Consider the following 18,774-nt stretch of genomic DNA (forward strand, 5'->3'; position numbering starts at 1 on the left):
CCTTTCTGTAAGATTAATAAATAGTCAGTAATAAAATAAGGAATTCCTCTTGTAAAAGCTTATAAATAACACGTGTTATAGTAGGTGCTTTAGCAGCACTTATGAGTTAATTGTATACCTATAATTACAAACTGTAAATATATAAATTAAAAAATATTTTAGATTTTTTAAAGTTACTTATAACTATGCATATTTTGCATATCTTGCATATCGAATTCTTTGTTATCCGCTACCATCATATAGTACCGCAATTGGTCGATGGCCTTTTTATGGCGTTGTTGCACAGCCTGTCTAGACTGATGTGTTTCACAGCCTATGTCTACGCAGCTCTTGCCATCTCGATATAGGGCATACAATAACTGTTGTTGCTGCCGTGGCAGTTTTCTGAAAGCAGACCACAGACGATTGCGCAATTCGTCTTCTGTCACCGTACCGACAATATCTCGTTCAAGATCCACATCGCTAGGGAACTGATCCATCGCTGGCTCTGATACATCATCACCAGTGCATAGAGGCAAGGTCAACTCGTGGCGCCACTGATGAGCCGATTGCTTATAAAAATTAAGATACCCATAATGAATGGCTGCTTTCACATAGCCAGAAAATGGTACCTTTCCCGATGTGTGAAAGCTATAGATGGATTCGATAAAGATGATCCACAGAAATGATTCGACGTCATCCGTCATCATTGCCGTACTACATCGGCTCGCATACCGCATGATGAGCGGTCGATAGCGCCGGCATAACTCGATTTGTGCCGCATCGATAGTCAATTCCTCGATAGGCCACACGGCTCGTTCCGTACTGAGCACCGATACACGACGTTCTTGGCAGACGCGCACTAAACTAAGGTCTGTCACCACTTGTAACACCTTTTGGGGACAAACCACATGCTTTGCGTTCATATTCGTTCCTTTCTGCCTAGGCTTACTTGAAATATACACCCAATTGAGTATTTAGACAAATGAGAAATTCCGCCATAAATGCATACATTTACAGCGGAATTTTTGTTGTTACATATGTATTTGTGTATAATTACAAACCTATTTCAGTAAAGTACGCCAATTTAGATCAATTTTACATAGCTCCATGAATTCGAATCGATCGTTGTACAATGAGCGAGTTCGAATCAATTACAAGTCGCACGAATTCGAATTCATTTCACTAAAACGATTGTATTAAGCGAGTGTATCTAGCGCAGGTTTTGCAATGGTATCGTAAATATATTGCCCTTGACCGCAATTGATTTCCTCAAGATTTGGGAACACGAACTGGTACCAAAATTGGAACATAGTATTCACAAAATGGTAATCTGCGTAACGCAATGGACCACGGCTACCACCTTGAATACGTCCAATAATTTCCATATCTAATAGGTCGGCCATACGCGTTGCAAAGGTGCCACTCTTAAGCTCACTGGCATGACATAATTCTGTATAGAATGGCTTATCCAATTGTGCCAATGCATAGAGAATCGCATTAGCGGCGCCTACATTACGAATGTAGCGCATAAGCAATCGTTGTGGTTCCGTACATAATATGCCTTGTGGCCTGAAGAATAGACGCACAATATTTTCATCTACCGATAAGGCGGGATCTATATGCACGAGGTTCCCCGGCATACCACCTGTTACATGGTATAGCTTAACAAGATCTTCGTCCGTATAGTCCCAACCTAATGCTCTCACATCATCAAGTGTGAACGGATTGACCTTGAAATAATTATGAATGTAGGCTGCAATCAAGCTTGATTCGCCTAAGATTCGCCCTTTTAATTCGTCCACATGGGTTCCCATGAGAAGTACGAATACTTTGCCATGGTCGCGATAGGTTTCCATCAAGTCACGCAATATGATAGGCGCTTGTGGAACCGTATCCACAAATGAAGGATAATCATCTATGATGAGCATGATCCGCTTGTCAAGACTTGCTTGAAAAACGCCACGCAATGCATCCTCTAAAGTCTTAAAAGACCCTGATGGCACCTTTAGTTCTCTCTCAATTGATCGAATATGAATGGACTCATTCGCCAAGCGACCAAGCAGATATATGGTATGACCCTTGCCTAATCGAGCCTGTAACGCTCTAGCGATATACGTTTTACCAACGCTGTAAGGACCGTGTACAACACTCATTTCCATGCGGTCCTGATTGTATAGTTCCATTATGGCGTCAATGACCACCTCATGGTTACTACATTTCATATAAGATCTCACCTCCCTTAAAATAGTTCTCAGGAGTTTATTATATCATATTTTAAATAAACTATAAAATATATCTTGTAAATTTTAACAAATAGATAATAAATTCATTTTTTACACATAAAAAACTCTTTTCCCATTATGATATGTACTCCTTTTACTGTTCGTCCAGTAAAGAGGGTACATTATTACAAGAAAAGAGTTTCTATGCCTAATTTTACATTTTTATTATTAAAGCTTACAGTTGTAAGCCATATCTATCGGTCATTGCTAAATTTCATGAGCATGATGCGGCGCACCGATTCATCAAGGCGTGCTTCGGAAATGGTTCCATTCTCTACAGCCTGCGTCAATGCATCGTGAACTGCCTTGATATGCTTGGCATGCTTACAAAGGATAACCATGTCGCTGCCTGCATTGATGGTGCGCACCGCATAATCCTCTATGGACATACCAGCAACAGCAGCACCGACCTCGATATCATCGGTAATCACGACGCCGTCAAAGCCCAGTTCATTCCGTAGCCAATCTGTAATGATCGGTTTAGATAGACTCACTGGATGATTCGCATCGATAGAGGGTACTTTCACAGCATTCACCATAATCATAGGATGTTCGTCACGCGTCGCATCGATGAGCTGAGCAAATACGCGACCATCATCGTCCATGAGGCTCGCCTTCGACGCATCTAGTTTCATGCCCGGCACCGTGTAATCAGCGCCGCCTGGAAAATATTGGTACCCCGTAAACACGCGATTCGCCGCATAGCGTTTAGTAATGGTCTCACCGATGCGCGCCGCCCGGTCCACATCGCTCGTGTATGAGTAAAACGAGTGGGTATTCACCATAACACCCAAATTGAGATTGAACCCAAGGTCGCGCATCTCAATGGCCGTGCGCGTCGCTAGACTCGACACCGCATCAAGCCCCTGCTTCGATAACAGCTTAGGGTCCGTCCACGGTAGCATCAAATTAGGTCTATACTGCATGCGTTCTCGATTCATGGCGATGAACGGTGGCATGAGGCTCGACGTATTCGCAGTGTCTCGTATGCCTTTTGTGAAAGCCCGCACTTGTTCCTTAGATTCCATATTATCATTATCTAATACAATACCGCCTACGCGATATTTACGTACTAATTCTTTTTGTGACTCGTCAAATGTAGTGCCTTCTAGACCGATACACATTAACTGACCAATCTTATCCTCTTGTGACATCGTGCGCACACTGCGGTCCGCCTTTTCCGCAGCCGACGCATTCATAGCGGCAATCGCCTTATACCCTACGGGCGCACGGTCAGAACTTGCCGTCGTGCTCGGCTCCTCTCGACTACACCCTACAATGGTGCCCATCGTGATGATCGCCAAAACACCACAAGCTAGCCTCTTTACGAACTGCTTCATATCTCTCTACCCTCTATGACAGCTCAAATACAATCAAGTTACGATTAGACCTCTGCCCCCCAGTCATAAGTCTATTGTTAACACTTTATACATTCTATTATATACCATCTATTTCATTAATGCCTCATTAGAAGACCACAATTTTCAACCTGCTGATTTGCTAATTCCGCATATTGATAGAAAGGAATGCATACAGATTACAAGTTAGAAATTTCTTCAGACAGCCTCATATATACAAAATAAAAACTGCAACCTAGTCATATATACTGTAACTGATACATTCTCAGTATACATAAGACTAAATTGCAGTTTTTAGGATTATTTACGAGTACGATTAGCCTCTGTTTCATCGGATTCAGATGTCGTACCTGTCGTTTGTTTCGATGTATTATGGAAGGTCATCACCGTTTTAGCCGCCACCTTTTTCACTGGGCCTGTTGGTAATACAATAGGTATTTGAGTGTTTACTTTCACAGGACCATTAGCAGGTACAGGGGCTTGAACTGGTGTCGACAAAGCCTTGACGATATTTGGTTGCGGTGCCGTTGGCGCTACAGATTGAGCCGCCGTTTGAGCTGCTATCGATTGAGATGCTGTTTGCTGTGCTACCACTGGTTTTGGTGCTTGTTTAGGTGCATCCGGTTGTTGACGTGCCACACGAGCCGCCGCCAAGATACCTGGGTTGCGATATAATAACTGACCACCTTCGGTAGACAATTTTTGATCGTAATAATATACATCAGCGTTGTAATACTCACTACCGCTCGCCACATCATAACGCAAACCAATCATGGTATACACCGTGAAATGTAGCAACCCATCCGGTTTACTGCGATCAATCGAATCGCGGTCCACGTACCAGTTATTGCCATTATAGGTGAAAGCATAAATATCTTGCCGAGCATCAGCATTGGGTATAACAGATATAAACAGCGCTGCTACAAACATAGCCACTGCGCATATACGTTGAAACATGAGGCCTCCTCATTATGAATTACTACCTATATTAATACTATATATATTATATGAATCACATCTTAATATATACATTAATATATACTAATGGTAGGTAGATTGTGTAGGTATAAAAATGATTGTATACGATTGAACAATTTATTATACCACATTTTCTGAGATTGCGTTCCTCTGACATCCCTACTTGGAATTAGAACAGGCCTGTAGTATTGATGGGCCCCTTTGATACTGCTCCTAAAAATTAGAACAGGCCTGTAGTAATTTCCGAACCTTCGTACATACCCTTTTAAAATTAGAACACGCCTGTTCTAATTCTAGAGAGACCATATTTATAAAAGCCCCAGAGTACTAACAGCTAATATATACAGCTATTAGTACTCTGGGGCTATTTATATATCGACTATATCCTCAGATTGTTTTAGGTAAACATATCTTAGAATTTATGTGTAAATCCAGCGTTCACAGACCAGCCTGCTTTATAGTCGCCAGATAATCCGGTGCTAATATCAGCGTAAAGGCTGTTGTTAGCATTGATGCCATAGTGGCCACCGAATGCAAGGTCAGTCCATGTCCCTTTAAGGTCTTGTTCTGTGGATTTCACAGTAGAACCACTTATGTATGTAGTTTTTACCGATCCAGAGAAGGCATGGTTAACACCTACACGAGTATAGATACTGCCAGCGCCAAAGGTCTTACCAATTTCAAGTCCAAGACCGCCAGCAGTGCTGCTTACACCAGCTTGGTCTACATGCATGGTGCCTGCATTAAAGCTATCTCCACCAAAGTGAGTATAGCTCAATTGTGCTTGCGGTTCGATGTATACACCATTTTGTAATTTCACAGTTTTACCATAGCGAGCGCCGATAGTGTATGCATTAGCCTTCGTTTCGCCAGATAGGCTTTCACCAATTTCATTACGAGCTGTGAAAGTATTCGTTACACGACCAACTTGGGATTCAAGTTGAATATATTGATCTCGGCCGAAATCTTTTAAACCATAGACGCCAACAGCAAAGGCCTTTTCTTTGCCAGAGCCATTGAATACATAATCATCATGGCCACGAAGGTAAGACACTTGACCGCCTACGGTCCAACCGCTACCAGTTTTAGCGTCGTAACCACCTTGAATGCGTGTATATGTTGTGTCGGTATCAATGCCTTGTGCATCATAGCTATATTGACCACCCCCAATATGGGCCCAAATACCTGTTGTTGCGCCTTGTTGCAATGCACGAGGACGGTAAGTATTTGTTAATGTGCGCCAGCCGTTGATGTTGCTCATAATCGCAGAACGAGCACCACGCATATGCGGAGTATCATATGCCGTTGATTGGGCTGGTGCCGGTTGCGGTGCTGGTGTTGGCGCCGGTTGTGGTGCAGGTTGCGGTGCCGGTGTTGGAGTTGGTGCCGGTTGTGGCGCCGGTGTTGGCGTTGGCGCCGGTTGCGGTGCTGGTGTTGGCGTTGGTGCCGGTTGCGGTGCTGGTGTTGGCGTTGGCGCCGGTTGTGGCGCTGGTGCCGGTGTTGGCGTTGGCACTGGTTGCGGTGCAGGTGTTACTGTTGTATTACCGTACACATATTTACCTTGACCATTTTGATCCGCTTGCCATGTAATAGCACCTTCTTTAGCATAGCCAGATGTTACTACCTTGAAACGACCAGATTCAGCACCTTCAGAAGCAATAGCTACTGTGCCTTCAAGATTTCTTTCACCAGTCACATAGTTATGATAATACACCTTATGTGCAAGATTATCTAAAACCTTATTTACATTATCCTCAGTAGACAAATCTAGCCCTTTGCGGCTAGTGTATAGATGAGCGCCAGCATTAGGGGCTGCACTTGTTATATGAATGTCTCCACCCCAGAAGGAATCGGCCGTTAAACCATTATATGTTGTGGTTGGCGGTGTATATTCTGGATCTTCGGTATCTGCATATTCGTCATTAGGATCATAAATAAAATTAACATGGCCTTCGAGCTTATCAATATACAGTTTATTATGCTCATTTTGCTCTACCATATTTTGAAAATTTCGATTCGTAGAACCAACGAGTCGATGTACACGGCTAGGCATAGTACTGCTATCAAGGTTAGTGCCATCAAGACCACCTTGATACAATAACTCCCAATCCCCTCTTTCACCAAGGAACACATTGATATTATTAAATTTTCGCCTATTTTCATCAGATAAATTGAAAGCTAGCCCAGACCAATTGGATTCCTCACCATCTATACCGATATTAATGGTTGAGCTATGAATTGGATCATTTTTAACTATAACATCGCCTTGAACGAATATTTCATCACCCGAAAACTGGCCCTCTTGGTCATTAACACCTATATTAATTGTGCCGCCTTGAGCAAGAGCAACAGGTGTATTCACACTACCAGAATAATACACACCTTTTTTCAATGTAATAGTACCACCATTTTTACTGGTAGCAAATGCACTATGACCATAGCCAATATGAGAACGCCCATCTTCAATAATAACCATACCACCATTCGCTACTATAGAAGATATATTTTTATCGTATTCTGGGAATACACGTATCATATCATCACTGTTAGCTACAAAATCTGTATTATCAGTATACGGAGCGGTATAAGCCGCATCTACCACCATATTAGGCATTACAAATCCAGCAATCGCCAGTGCCACAGCTAGCGATAGCTTTGCTTTACTTACATGTCTCATAAAAGTCCTCTCACTCACACAATGTAAACAAACTATAAATTATCTTAAATTATAATTTACAATTTGTTATTTGTAAATATGAGAGAAATAAAATTAGTACAGACCTGTAGTATTGCCTGGACCCTTTAATACCTCTCCTAAAAATTAGAACAGGCCTGTTCTATTTCTGGAGAGACCATATCAGGCTATCTTACAAATTAGAACAGGCCTGTTCTAATTCTAGAGACACTATATCAGGCTATCTTATTAATTACTACAGGCGTGTTCTAATTTAAAATCCCCTTGATAAGTACCGAGATACTCATCAAGGGGATTGTTTTAGTTATGGAAAAGACAAATAGCCCTTCGTTATCATAGGATAGCTAGTGAGCTCAAGTCACATTTTACGCTTTAAATATAACGCCATTATGCTCTAGTTGTTCCACCGTTTTTTTACCAATGCCTGGTAGCATCAATACTTCTTGTTTAGTAACTGTTTTAAAATCAGCTACTGTGTATAGGCCAGCTTGTGAAAGTGTAATCTGTGCACCAAACCGTATATTATCATATACCGGATTGCTACGCACAGCCCCGCCTTTAGCAACCTCTACGGGACTCATATGAGCTGTCTCGCATTTTCCTATATAACTATCATTAGAGTACCGATTCACAACAATTAGACCGGTAACACATTCATACGCATCATATAAAGTCTGCCATAATGGGCTTTCAAAACTCACCAATTGAGTCGGTAAAAATGAGATAGCAGTATATAAGCTTATTAATTCCCGTGGATCAAAATCTATATCAATCACTTGGTCTACCATATACATAATGGTCTCTAAATGGTCTTCCACAAAATCGTTCCACCGCGTTGCATCTTGTAATAACCAATCAATATCTTCATATTCGTCAACAAGATCTGCTAATACATCATAGGCAATCTTACTTTCACCACACTGCAAAGCCAATAAAATATACAACATATGCATCGGCAACATGATATCCGGTGCCTGATTAAATGCATTTTGTATATCATCGCAACATGCGAGATAGCGTTGATATACCTTGCGACCACGATTCCAGTCGGCCGCGCCACAACAAGCAACCATCATGTACACAAGGAATCCTGAATGGTCTTGCTTGTCCCCGTGAAAGACAGGAGTAAAGCATGCAATCGCATCATTATACATATTGTATTCTAAATATATCATCCCCATATCGATGAGGCATCGCATATAAGGACGAGCCTCGATTATATGCCAATCCATTTTCTTAGGTTTTTTCAACGATTCTACTAGCTGTTTTAGCTGATGAAGTTGAAAACTTGGATGCAACTCAAGAGCTATAAGTTCCCGTTTAGCATCTACTTCATCAGGACATAACGCAAGAATCTTATTGTAGAATTTCTTTGATTCCTCAGTCGTATCAGCCTCTTTTGCAGCCTCGTATAAATCACGTAATTTCATTTCTATCGTATCATTAAAATCACCACGATTATATTGAGTCATAAATGCTTCTATCAAATCCTCAATAGATTTGAATTCAGCCTCATGTTCAGATACAAATTGTTTCTGTAAACGTAATAATAACTCACTTTGAAAGCGAAACATAGAGTATCTCCTTATACATATAAACGTAAAAACACTACTTATCTGTAATATATCACGAGAGGGTATATTAATTCTAGAGGTAAGGCCTTGTTCTATTAATATCTCATCTGAAAATTAGTACAGGCCTGTAGTATTGCCTGGACCCTTTAATACCTCTCCTAAAAAATAGAACAGGCCTGTTCTATTTCTGGAGAGACCATATCAGGCTATCTTACTAATTAGAACACACCTGTTCTAATTCTGGAGACACTATATCAGGCTATCTTACAAATTAGAACACGCCTGTTCTAATTCTAAAGACACTATATCAGGCTATCTTACTAATTACTACAGGCGTGTTCTAATGTAAAATCCCCTTGATAAGTACCGAGATACTCATCAAGGGGATTGTGTTAGTTATGAACGATACCAATCATCATATTAGAATTGGTAGTTAAGGTCTACGCGGTAGTAGTTGGAAAGTTTTTCGTTATCGCCAGTAGCCTTGTTTGTTTTGTTATTAAATCCGTAGTATGCTGTTAAGCCCACGTTCTTTTGTAATGCGTAATCAGCAGTTAATAACCAGCCTTTGAAGCCTTGGTAGTTCATTGCACTAATTGTACCAGCTGGTGTAGCCATCCATGCGGTATTAGTTTTATCGTATGCAATGTCCCATGTGGAGGATGCAGCGCCTAAGTTTTGGCCGAAGTTGAAGTATTGTGCTTTTACGTCCCAAGAACCGCGTTTTGCTTGGTCGTAGTCACCATAGCCAAGGCCAGCAGTCCATGCAGAACCGTGAGAAACGCCAGCAGCTTTCACCCATTCGCCACCAACCCAAACTTTATCAAAGTTCATGTCTGTGCTGAAGCCATACATGTTTCTAAGTGCGTCACCACTAGATTTGTGCGCATTTCTACGGGCATAGAAGCCACCAAGGTTCACATGTTTATTAAGTTGACCTTTAACGCCTGCATAGGTGAAAGTTTTGTTGGATTTCTTAGTTAAACCGTCAAAAGCGCCTGCCACAGCATAGCCGTAGGCTGCTTGGAATTGAACTTTATCGTTGCCTGCATTGAATTGAACGCCGTCGAATGTGTCATCGTAAATCAAACCGTTTCCGAGCATTTGGTCGAAGCGACCAGCTTTCACAGACACGCGTTCACCAAATTTGTGATTTACATAAGCGCGATCGATAGTAGCCGTTGCATTGCCACCATTAGTCGCATCGCCAAATTCAAAGTCCCCAGAAGTTACGCGAACGACAGCATCTGTGCGGTCATTCACCTTCGCATTGAACTGAATGCGAGCACGCGCATCAAATTGGGAACCTTTGCTGTAATCGCCCATAGCGTTTACATAGTTACCATCTTTCTTTTGAGAACCAAGATAACGAAGGCGCATATCGCCGGTTACTTTCACATTACCAACGCGGTCCTCTAAACGAGCCACGCGAACGCCCAAGTTATTCAATTCGTTAGAGAATTCATCAGCCAAACGGTTAATCAAGGCTTGTTGTTCCGCATTCGCACGATCTTGGTTAGCAAGCGCCTTCGCTACCATTTGTGCCACTTGGAAACGAGTAATACCATTTTCGCCTCTGAAAGTCCCATCTGGATAGCCCGTGATGATGCCAGTGCTAGCCAATTGAGACACGGCTTGGTAGGCCCAAGAATCAGGGGTTACATCGGAAAATGGGTTCGCTGCAAACGCAGTTGTTACACCCAACACAGCTGTTGCTGCAAAGATAGCGGCAAATTGTTTTTTCATAACTATACCTCTCTCCAAAAAAGAAACATACACATCTGCAATTCGGCCCTACTAACACGTATCTCCCTAACCCCTTATAAGTGATAACCATTATATGCAAAATATAACATAAGTATAACATAATATAACAAACATTTTATATTTTAGTGTAAAGTTCATTGGATTTTCATGGGCCTCTAGAAAAACCTTGAGCATAGCAAAAAAGATGACGAAATATACATTTTGCCATCTTATTTCGCCATCTTTTTACATTTTATTAAGTTGTGCCAATCTATTTGATTAGAATTGGTAATTTAACTCTACGCGGTAGTAGTTAGCCAAGGATCGCTTATAACTAGCAAGTTCAGATTTTGTTTTACCTTTGAACCCAGCATAAACGCTAAGGCCTAAATCATCTTGTAATGCATAGTCCACAGTACCGAGCCAACCTTTATAACCATGGAACCACAAGTGTCCATCACTTTTAACTTGTGTTGAATCATAGGCAAGGTTCCATTTGGAGGATACAGCGCCCATTTTATCATCAATATTGAAGTATTGGGCTTTTACATCCCAAGTACCTTTTTTAGCTATGTCATACTGACCATATCCTACACCGGCAGTCCAGCCTGTACCATGGTCCGTATGGGCTGCTTTCACCCATTCGCCTCCAATCCAAACCTTATCAAAATTAATATCGGTATGGAAACCATAGAACTTTCTAAATGTGAAGCCCATATTATATGGTGAGTTCATACGAGCATAGAAACCTCCCATGCTGATATGTTTATTGGGCTGACCTTTGAGGCTAGCATAGGTAACGGTATCATTCATATCTGCGGAGGTATTGGTAAACATTCCTTTTAAGAAATAGCCATGGGCCCCTTGGAATTGAATTTTATCGTTGCCGATGTTAATTTGAGCACCATCAAATGCATCGTCATAGAAATAACCATTGCCGATGACTTGGTTAAAGCGACCTACCTTTGCCGATACATATTTGCCAAATCGATGATCCACATAAGCACGGTCGATGTAAGCTGCCCCAGTCATTTCACCTGTATTATCATCGTAAGTATCACCAAATTCAATAGAATCGGTTGTCATACGCACTACCGCATCCGTCTTGTCGTTAATCTTCGCATTGAATTGAACGCGTGCACGCATATCAAATTGGGACTTTTGGCTATACTCCCCTTGGGTTCTTATGAACCCATCGCTCGTAGCTTTAGTGCCAAGATACCGCAAACGCACATCACCAGTTACTTTCACATTGCCTACGCTGTCCTCTAAGCGATTGACGCGAACGCCCAAATTATTCAACTCATTGGAAAATTCATCAGCTAAACGATTAATCATCGCTTGTTGCTCTGCATTCGCGCGGTCCTGATTAGCCATGGCCTTTGCAATCATTTGTGCCATTTCAAAACGGGTAATGTCCTTTTGGCCTTTGAAAGTCCCATCTGGATAGCCATTAATAATACCAGCATTCGCCAATTGAGACACAGATTGATACGCCCAAGAATCCGGCGTTACATCGGAAAATGGATTCGCTGCGAACGCAGTCGTTACACCTAACACAGCCGTCGCTGCCAACACAGCAGCCAATTGATGTTTCATAAAATACCTCTCTTATACAGAAACTATATGTTACACGCAATAGTCGCATGAATCAATATATAAGTACCCTCGTTCCCTCTATATGAAAAACACACAACTATAATATTCCTTTCTAGTATAACAATGAGAGATAAATAATCGATAAGCAGAGCATAAAATATTCATATTATTTTCATTTTTACGCAAATATGAATCGAAAAAGGCTGTCCCTAAATATGATTAAATCACATTTTAGGACAGCCTTATTACTATAAAATTTTAACTACTTTAAATCATCCTCTTCATTCCGGCCTTCACAGAAGAAAATAATATAATGATCTGTACATATATCTGTTAATGTAGACATATTACACCTATTTAACAGTACCCGCTAACGCCTGCTCTGCTGCTTTCATAGATGCATATTTAGGCACTGTCCCTTTAATTAAATTACCTAAAATAACATTTGATTTGAGTAATTCATTACGTTCAATTTCATCACTGTATTTAACAGCCTCTAATATTCCATCACTACGTTTACGAGTAATATAAATATTATCTTTCCTTACAAAAGTATCCAATAGTTCTGGGTAATGGGTTGTAAAAATCAAGCAGGCCCCATAAGGGTTATAATCCCTATTTTCAAATAAAGATAGGATCCATTCTACAAGACGTTTATTAATATGATTTTCTATCTCATCGAATAAAATATACCCTCCTGCTTTCAATACAGATTGTAGAGCTGGAAAAAAGTGCAATGCTTTTACAGTACCAGAAGATAAGATGGATTCTAAATCATCATAGGATACATCATACTCAGAATCACCATCTTTTTTAAATTTCAACTTATATTTATCTTTACTATCTGACTGTTCAATACAACTGATTGCACTATCAAAACACTGTATAATCGACACATCAGGAATCATAGGTCTGATATTTCGAACCGTATTATATTTTTCAAATGAACAAAGTACCTTTGTTGCCTTATCCTTAAACATGCTTGCAATACTCATATCATCAAGTAAAAACTTAGCATCTTCAAAATCAGTACGTTGATTAATAACCTTAGAATGTACAAAATTAAATAGATTCTTTTTAGTCAATTTAGAAAACGATCGTACTTTCAATATCTCATTCTTATAAACAAAATCATATTCTTCGTCCAATGTATATCGTTTTATAATTGAAGATGTTAATTCTAAGATTTGTTTATCAATTTCAAACCACATAACAAAAACTATTGGTTTCTCATTTGTACCATCAACACTTCCTATAATTTTCTGAATAATTGGTTTAATATGAGGATCATTCAATCTAGCATCATTAGCCACAATCTGTAATAATATCTGAATAACTTCTAAAATCGTTGTCTTACCGGTCGCATTAAGACCTGTGAAAGCTATTAAATTTTGAGAATAAATAGACGCTCCACTATCAATTCTATAAGCCCTTTCTATGTTGTCATTATCAGTAATTAACTGACTTACTTTATCAGTTGCCACTAAATCAATATGTAAATTTTTACCAAATAGATTAGTGTTGTGTATTTCAAATCCTAACAACCGCACTTTAACACCTCCTTTTTTAATTATTATATCATAGTTATTCTATTTAAAACATTTAATTTGTTTAAAATCGAATAAGTGTGCAAAAAAAGATGGGGCTGCAACTAGAATGCGGTAAAACCGCATTCTGTTACAGCCCCTTTACATACATATAATTTTCTAATAATTATATATCTAATTATTTTTTTTGTATAAAACGAACTAAATACGGCATCACAGAATCAATAGTATTCTTAATTAAAACATCATATACTTCTTCTGTAATTTTATCACCTTCTGAAAGCCCCATCATATTCATAGTATTTTCCCATGCTTCACATATCAATATATTTAAATGATTATTATGTTGTTTATCACTAATAATCTTCATTAAATTTTCTAGAGAGTCTTTAAATAGAATTTGATTCCACTCCAAACTATTAAATATGTTATTTATATCATAAAACCAGGTTTGTGAAATATCTCGCTCTAAAATTTCTTGTCGATTCAAAATATTAAAAATATACGACTGATTAATATCCTCTCCATTATAATCATTATTTAATAGAACAGCATATTTAAAGGCGTTAAAATACTCTATATAACAATATAATTTTCCTGTTTCCTTATTCCCCTTAATAAGAATACTATGCAATACTTCCTTGCTATCTTTTTCTACAATTTCATAACCTAAATAACAGGGCTTTACATAATTAAATATCATTATTTCATCAGATATAATTTGCTTAATGTTAGTTATATAATAAGAGCTTCCTCCTGAATATATATAAAAACTTAGTGCTGTTTTATAAATTGACTTAAAAGCATCTGCGCCACCAATAGGTACATTAAATTTACACCAATTGTTAATATATTCTCTACTTCTTTCAGATTTACTAATCACTTGGTCAATCTCTAGATCAGGATTCTGACTTTTAATTTGATTTAAAAGCTGTTTAGCAATTTTTTCATTAGGCGCCTTCATTTTTATTTGATTATTATCTTGAATAATCTCTGGCTTTATACGGCTTGGTATCCCACCTGGTAAACATCTATATATTTCTCCCGTACTCTCATCTTTTACTTTAAACTCTTGTGGTTTACCTCTATCACGTTCAATATTTAACATATTCGCAAAAAAGTTTAGTTGTTTTGATATCTCCGCATCTATTTTTTGACCAGTATTCGAATTACAGTCCTTACATAATAAATTTTTAGATTTTAAATGCCCACCTATAGCATTAGGAATAATATGTTCTACACTTCTATTAGATTCATTTAATAACGTTCCACACAAATAGCATCTCGACATATAACAACTCTCCTAATCGTAATTTAAAAATAATGACTTAATTTAATTATCTTCCCAATTACTTATATGCTCCATAGCTTCTTTCTCATCAACACGATAACTTTCTGATTTACCATATGACAAAACAAAAGAAGCCAATTTAATCTGATCTTCTAATGTAAATATATCCAATAGTCCTTTATCAAACGCTTGAATTTTATCATATATTGTATCTTTAGAGACATATGTTAAATACTTATCTAATGGAAAATCCCATCCACTGTCACCATTACTACTCGTCCACCTGCTTGCAATAGCACATATAAATTTTAGTATATTGTGATCCTCTTTCAATATATTGTTTAAATAAGTTCTTGCTCTATCTTTATCTAAACACTCCCATAAATAGAAAGCCATATGGAAGTCTCTTATATCAATAATTAATTCAGATTGAGTAATCTCATAGATTTTTGAAACATAAACTGGCTCTATATCAATTAAATGCTGTAGTGTAATAAGTTGTTTCTCTATAGATTCCTCTTTTCCTGCGAGCCTTCCATGAGATAATTCTATTCTATTAATAAAAGATGCTAATGTTCCTAGTTGCTCTTTATTTATGTTTTCTAATGCATTTTTAATTAAACTATATCGTTCATTTTCATCATCAATCCTACTCATAATATCAAAAGTAAGGAATTCTGCTTTAGTATATGCTGATAAACTAAGAAATCCGCTATTATTAGAGAATGTGTATAGATTATTTAATATTACAGATGATAATAATCCTAACCGATTATAAGGAATAGTATCAACTAATGACCTTAATTCATCTATAAAATATTCAATATTCCCATCATTATTAATTTGAGTGATTGTAGTAATTAAATTATTTAACGCCATTTCATTTATACAATCATTAATTACATATCTTGGAACTGGAATTCCTTTCAAGTCAAACATAAAATATGAGTCAAATCGTTCTTCTTGTGCTACTCTCATCGTCTCCCTAATATTTGATGATGTATATCCAACTCTATTTTCATCAATATCATCTGCAAATACAGGAAATAATGTCGTGAGAAATTTGATTCCTATATCCGTATTTATACCTAATTTTTTAAATTCTTCACACATAGATATACGATAATTTTCTTTATTCCTCGATATAGTAGATAAACTGTGAGAATATGTACTACAAAGCAAGTCTTTATTTCCAGCTATCCACTGATATAGTTGAGGTTCTAAAACTTCAATAGTAGTAAGTGCTACCATATCTTCTAAAGAAGTTTCTTCATAGAGTATTTTATATCTAAATTGAAAAGTATTTATAACTCGATTTACGTCTCTTAGTGTCTTGATATAAGGTTCTATACAATATGTAAACACTTCACTCCAATAAGATTGATCAATTTGGGGTTTATCAGAAATAGCTTCAACTCTATCCTCAAGCTTTGTTAAAAATATCTCTCGTAACTTTGGCTTCATAAGTGCAGGTATTTCAAATGGAATCTGTACAATTTTTTCTAAATAGTCTGCCCCATCAATATCATGTACACTTTCTAAAGCTCTACATACAACATCTCTATCCATAGATAAAACATATATTATATTAGGAAAATTACCAACTTGCTTAACTAGTTGAAAAATATCTCTAATCTGTGTATTGGTTAAACGATCAATATCATCTATAATCACAATAATTTTTTGTTTACTTTTAATAAGTGCTCTTTCTAAATTTGTCTTTGCCTTATCTAAATTAGTATCTTCTAATATCTTTCCTCTAATATATTGATATAAACATTTTAAAGGGTACTTTAACAATATAATCCAATTCTGACTAAACACGACTGATGTATATGATAATAAATTTAAGACTCCAGAATACTGATCTATAGCCTTCACTACCTGTTTCATATTTTCATCATTACTACTAAATTTTATCTTTTTTCTCAGGTCATCAAAGAATATACTAATAAGATTGTCTTTATCAGAATAATTCCAAGGAGCAAAATTTACAATAATAGGGCTGTCATCATCATTCTCAGATAATTGATTGATTTCTTTTACGACCATATTCAAAATAGATGTCTTACCAGTGCCCCATTTACCAAATACTCCTATAACTAATCCATCTTTTCCATCATATTTGTATATTGCTTCCCCTAACTGTTTAGAGAATGTTGTTCTCCCTAGTAAATCCTGTTCTGAAGATTCAATTGGTTTATCTGAGTTGTAATTCATAATTTCCCCATAGTAAAACTACAATCCTACACCATACAAATATACCGGCTTAAACAATACTATCACTCAAGCCGGTTTTAAATTGATTACTATTATTATATCACTGACAAATAGATATTATTCACCATATGGTAACCATTATCAAATTAAAAGTAATTCTAACTATTCGTGCAAGAATATAAATTAAAAGGGGCTGTAACAGAATGCGGTTTTACCGCATTCTAGTTGCAGCCCCTTACTATGTTTTGCTAAACTATACCAATCTATACGATTAGAATTGGTAGTTAAGATCAACACGGTAGTAGTTAGATAATTTATCGATTACTCACCTGTTTCAATAAGTTTTCCCATTGTCCCCAAATAGATTCTGGGCTGAATTGTTTCATCCTGTCACGACCGGCTTGACCCATAGTAACGCGGAGATTTTGATTTTTTATCAAGCGTTCCAATGCTACCGTCAATGGTGCCACACCATCATCACATAAGATGCCTGTTACCCCATCGATGATAAGTTCATTGACAGCAGAACAAGATTTATAGCCAATTGCGGGTACTCCCATGCTCATTGCTTCCCCAAGTGAAAGCCCAAATCCTTCATAAGCACTTGGGAATGCAAATATATCTGACTTAACGAGTACACTTGGTACATCGGTGGTCGTTCCCATAAAATGAACACGATTTCCAAGTCCTGCCTTAGATACAATCATATCCAATTCTTTCTTGTAAATCTTACGGTCCTCTTGGCCCCATAACTCGATATCCCAGTTCGGATACTTATCGGCCAATGGTGCAAATGCCTCAATCAATAAATGTGGTCGCTTATGGTTCTTATCGAGTCGTGCTATAAATACGATTTTATAACGATCTTTTGCCTGTGAAAGCTCCGCCTGCTCCGTATATTGTGGGATGGCATTACCGATAACAACAGTCTTAGCCTCTGGTAAATGATTTTTGATATGTGCCTCAAAAGATGGTAATAATACTTGATTTACCGTACTCTTAGCAACCGCTTCAACCTCCTCTATAGGGTAGGTATTAAAATAATCCTCAGGGTCGCCATGGCTCATGGTGATAACAGGAATATTTGTTTTCAAATCCAGCAATAACGCCTTTGATGCTGCCGGTTGATATGACACGATTACGTCCGGCTTAGTTCGATCTAATACAGACTGAAGATGACCTAATAAATACTTCTTCGTAAACTCATTATTCACACCACGAGCTTTACGCTTATCAAAGGCACGCAAAATCTCCCGTTTTGCCTTATACCAAAGAGGAATAGAATGACTTTCACCCTCATAATGACATAAATCATATGCCTCGATGCCCGCATCAAGAGGATAATAAAAATCTCCTGTCTGCACATCGCTATACACAAGACTCACCTCGTGCCCACGGCGCTGCATCTCATTGGCGAACGCAGCCGTCACCTTAGCAAGGCCACCTGTATCGCCTACCATCTTTGTTAAATTTGCTAATAAAATACGCATTACACTCACCTT

At 38.1% G+C, this 18,774-nt stretch carries 12 protein-coding genes; all 12 read right to left on the bottom strand.

The genetic code is table 11. The features are described 5' to 3' along the window. Window positions 1–173: 173 nt before the first annotated feature. On the bottom strand, window positions 174–905 hold the full coding sequence (locus tag HMPREF1477_RS06075) for a sigma-70 family RNA polymerase sigma factor (protein ID WP_016476216.1): 732 nt from the start codon (window positions 903–905) through the stop codon (window positions 174–176). Window positions 906–1,178: 273 nt separating this feature from the next. Then, on the bottom strand, window positions 1,179–2,204 hold the full coding sequence (locus tag HMPREF1477_RS06080) for an AAA family ATPase (protein ID WP_016476217.1): 1,026 nt from the start codon (window positions 2,202–2,204) through the stop codon (window positions 1,179–1,181). A 254-nt stretch (window positions 2,205–2,458) separates the two neighbouring features. After that, window positions 2,459–3,604, bottom strand: coding sequence for a glycoside hydrolase family 3 N-terminal domain-containing protein (locus HMPREF1477_RS06085; RefSeq protein WP_016476218.1), 1,146 nt, complete (start codon window positions 3,602–3,604; stop codon window positions 2,459–2,461). Between the two features lie 318 nt (window positions 3,605–3,922). Next, window positions 3,923–4,579 (bottom strand): hypothetical protein, encoded by a 657-nt coding sequence (locus tag HMPREF1477_RS06090; RefSeq protein ID WP_016476219.1) that lies wholly within the window; start codon window positions 4,577–4,579, stop codon window positions 3,923–3,925. Between the two features lie 433 nt (window positions 4,580–5,012). After that, on the bottom strand, window positions 5,013–7,277 hold the full coding sequence (locus HMPREF1477_RS06095; protein ID WP_016476220.1) for an autotransporter outer membrane beta-barrel domain-containing protein: 2,265 nt from the start codon (window positions 7,275–7,277) through the stop codon (window positions 5,013–5,015). 383 nt (window positions 7,278–7,660) lie between these two features. Then, complete coding sequence (locus HMPREF1477_RS06100; protein ID WP_016476221.1) at window positions 7,661–8,869, bottom strand: helix-hairpin-helix domain-containing protein; 1,209 nt, start codon at window positions 8,867–8,869, stop codon at window positions 7,661–7,663. Between the two features lie 420 nt (window positions 8,870–9,289). Next, on the bottom strand, window positions 9,290–10,615 hold the full coding sequence (locus tag HMPREF1477_RS06105; RefSeq protein WP_016476222.1) for an S-layer homology domain-containing protein: 1,326 nt from the start codon (window positions 10,613–10,615) through the stop codon (window positions 9,290–9,292). Window positions 10,616–10,894: 279 nt separating this feature from the next. After that, window positions 10,895–12,214 (bottom strand): putative porin, encoded by a 1,320-nt coding sequence (locus tag HMPREF1477_RS06110; RefSeq protein ID WP_016476223.1) that lies wholly within the window; start codon window positions 12,212–12,214, stop codon window positions 10,895–10,897. Between the two features lie 353 nt (window positions 12,215–12,567). Continuing rightward, window positions 12,568–13,764 (bottom strand): ATP/GTP-binding protein, encoded by a 1,197-nt coding sequence (locus HMPREF1477_RS06115; protein ID WP_016476224.1) that lies wholly within the window; start codon window positions 13,762–13,764, stop codon window positions 12,568–12,570. A 175-nt stretch (window positions 13,765–13,939) separates the two neighbouring features. Next, complete coding sequence (locus tag HMPREF1477_RS06120) at window positions 13,940–15,052, bottom strand: HNH endonuclease (protein WP_016476225.1); 1,113 nt, start codon at window positions 15,050–15,052, stop codon at window positions 13,940–13,942. A 42-nt stretch (window positions 15,053–15,094) separates the two neighbouring features. Then, complete coding sequence (locus HMPREF1477_RS06125; protein ID WP_016476226.1) at window positions 15,095–17,272, bottom strand: P-loop NTPase fold protein; 2,178 nt, start codon at window positions 17,270–17,272, stop codon at window positions 15,095–15,097. A gap of 314 nt (window positions 17,273–17,586) precedes the next feature. Then, window positions 17,587–18,762 (bottom strand): glycosyltransferase, encoded by a 1,176-nt coding sequence (locus HMPREF1477_RS06130; protein ID WP_038148100.1) that lies wholly within the window; start codon window positions 18,760–18,762, stop codon window positions 17,587–17,589. Between the last annotated feature and the right edge of the window lie 12 nt (window positions 18,763–18,774).

This window comes from Veillonella sp. HPA0037 (genome assembly GCF_000411535.1).
Lineage (GTDB): Bacteria > Bacillota > Negativicutes > Veillonellales > Veillonellaceae > Veillonella > Veillonella atypica.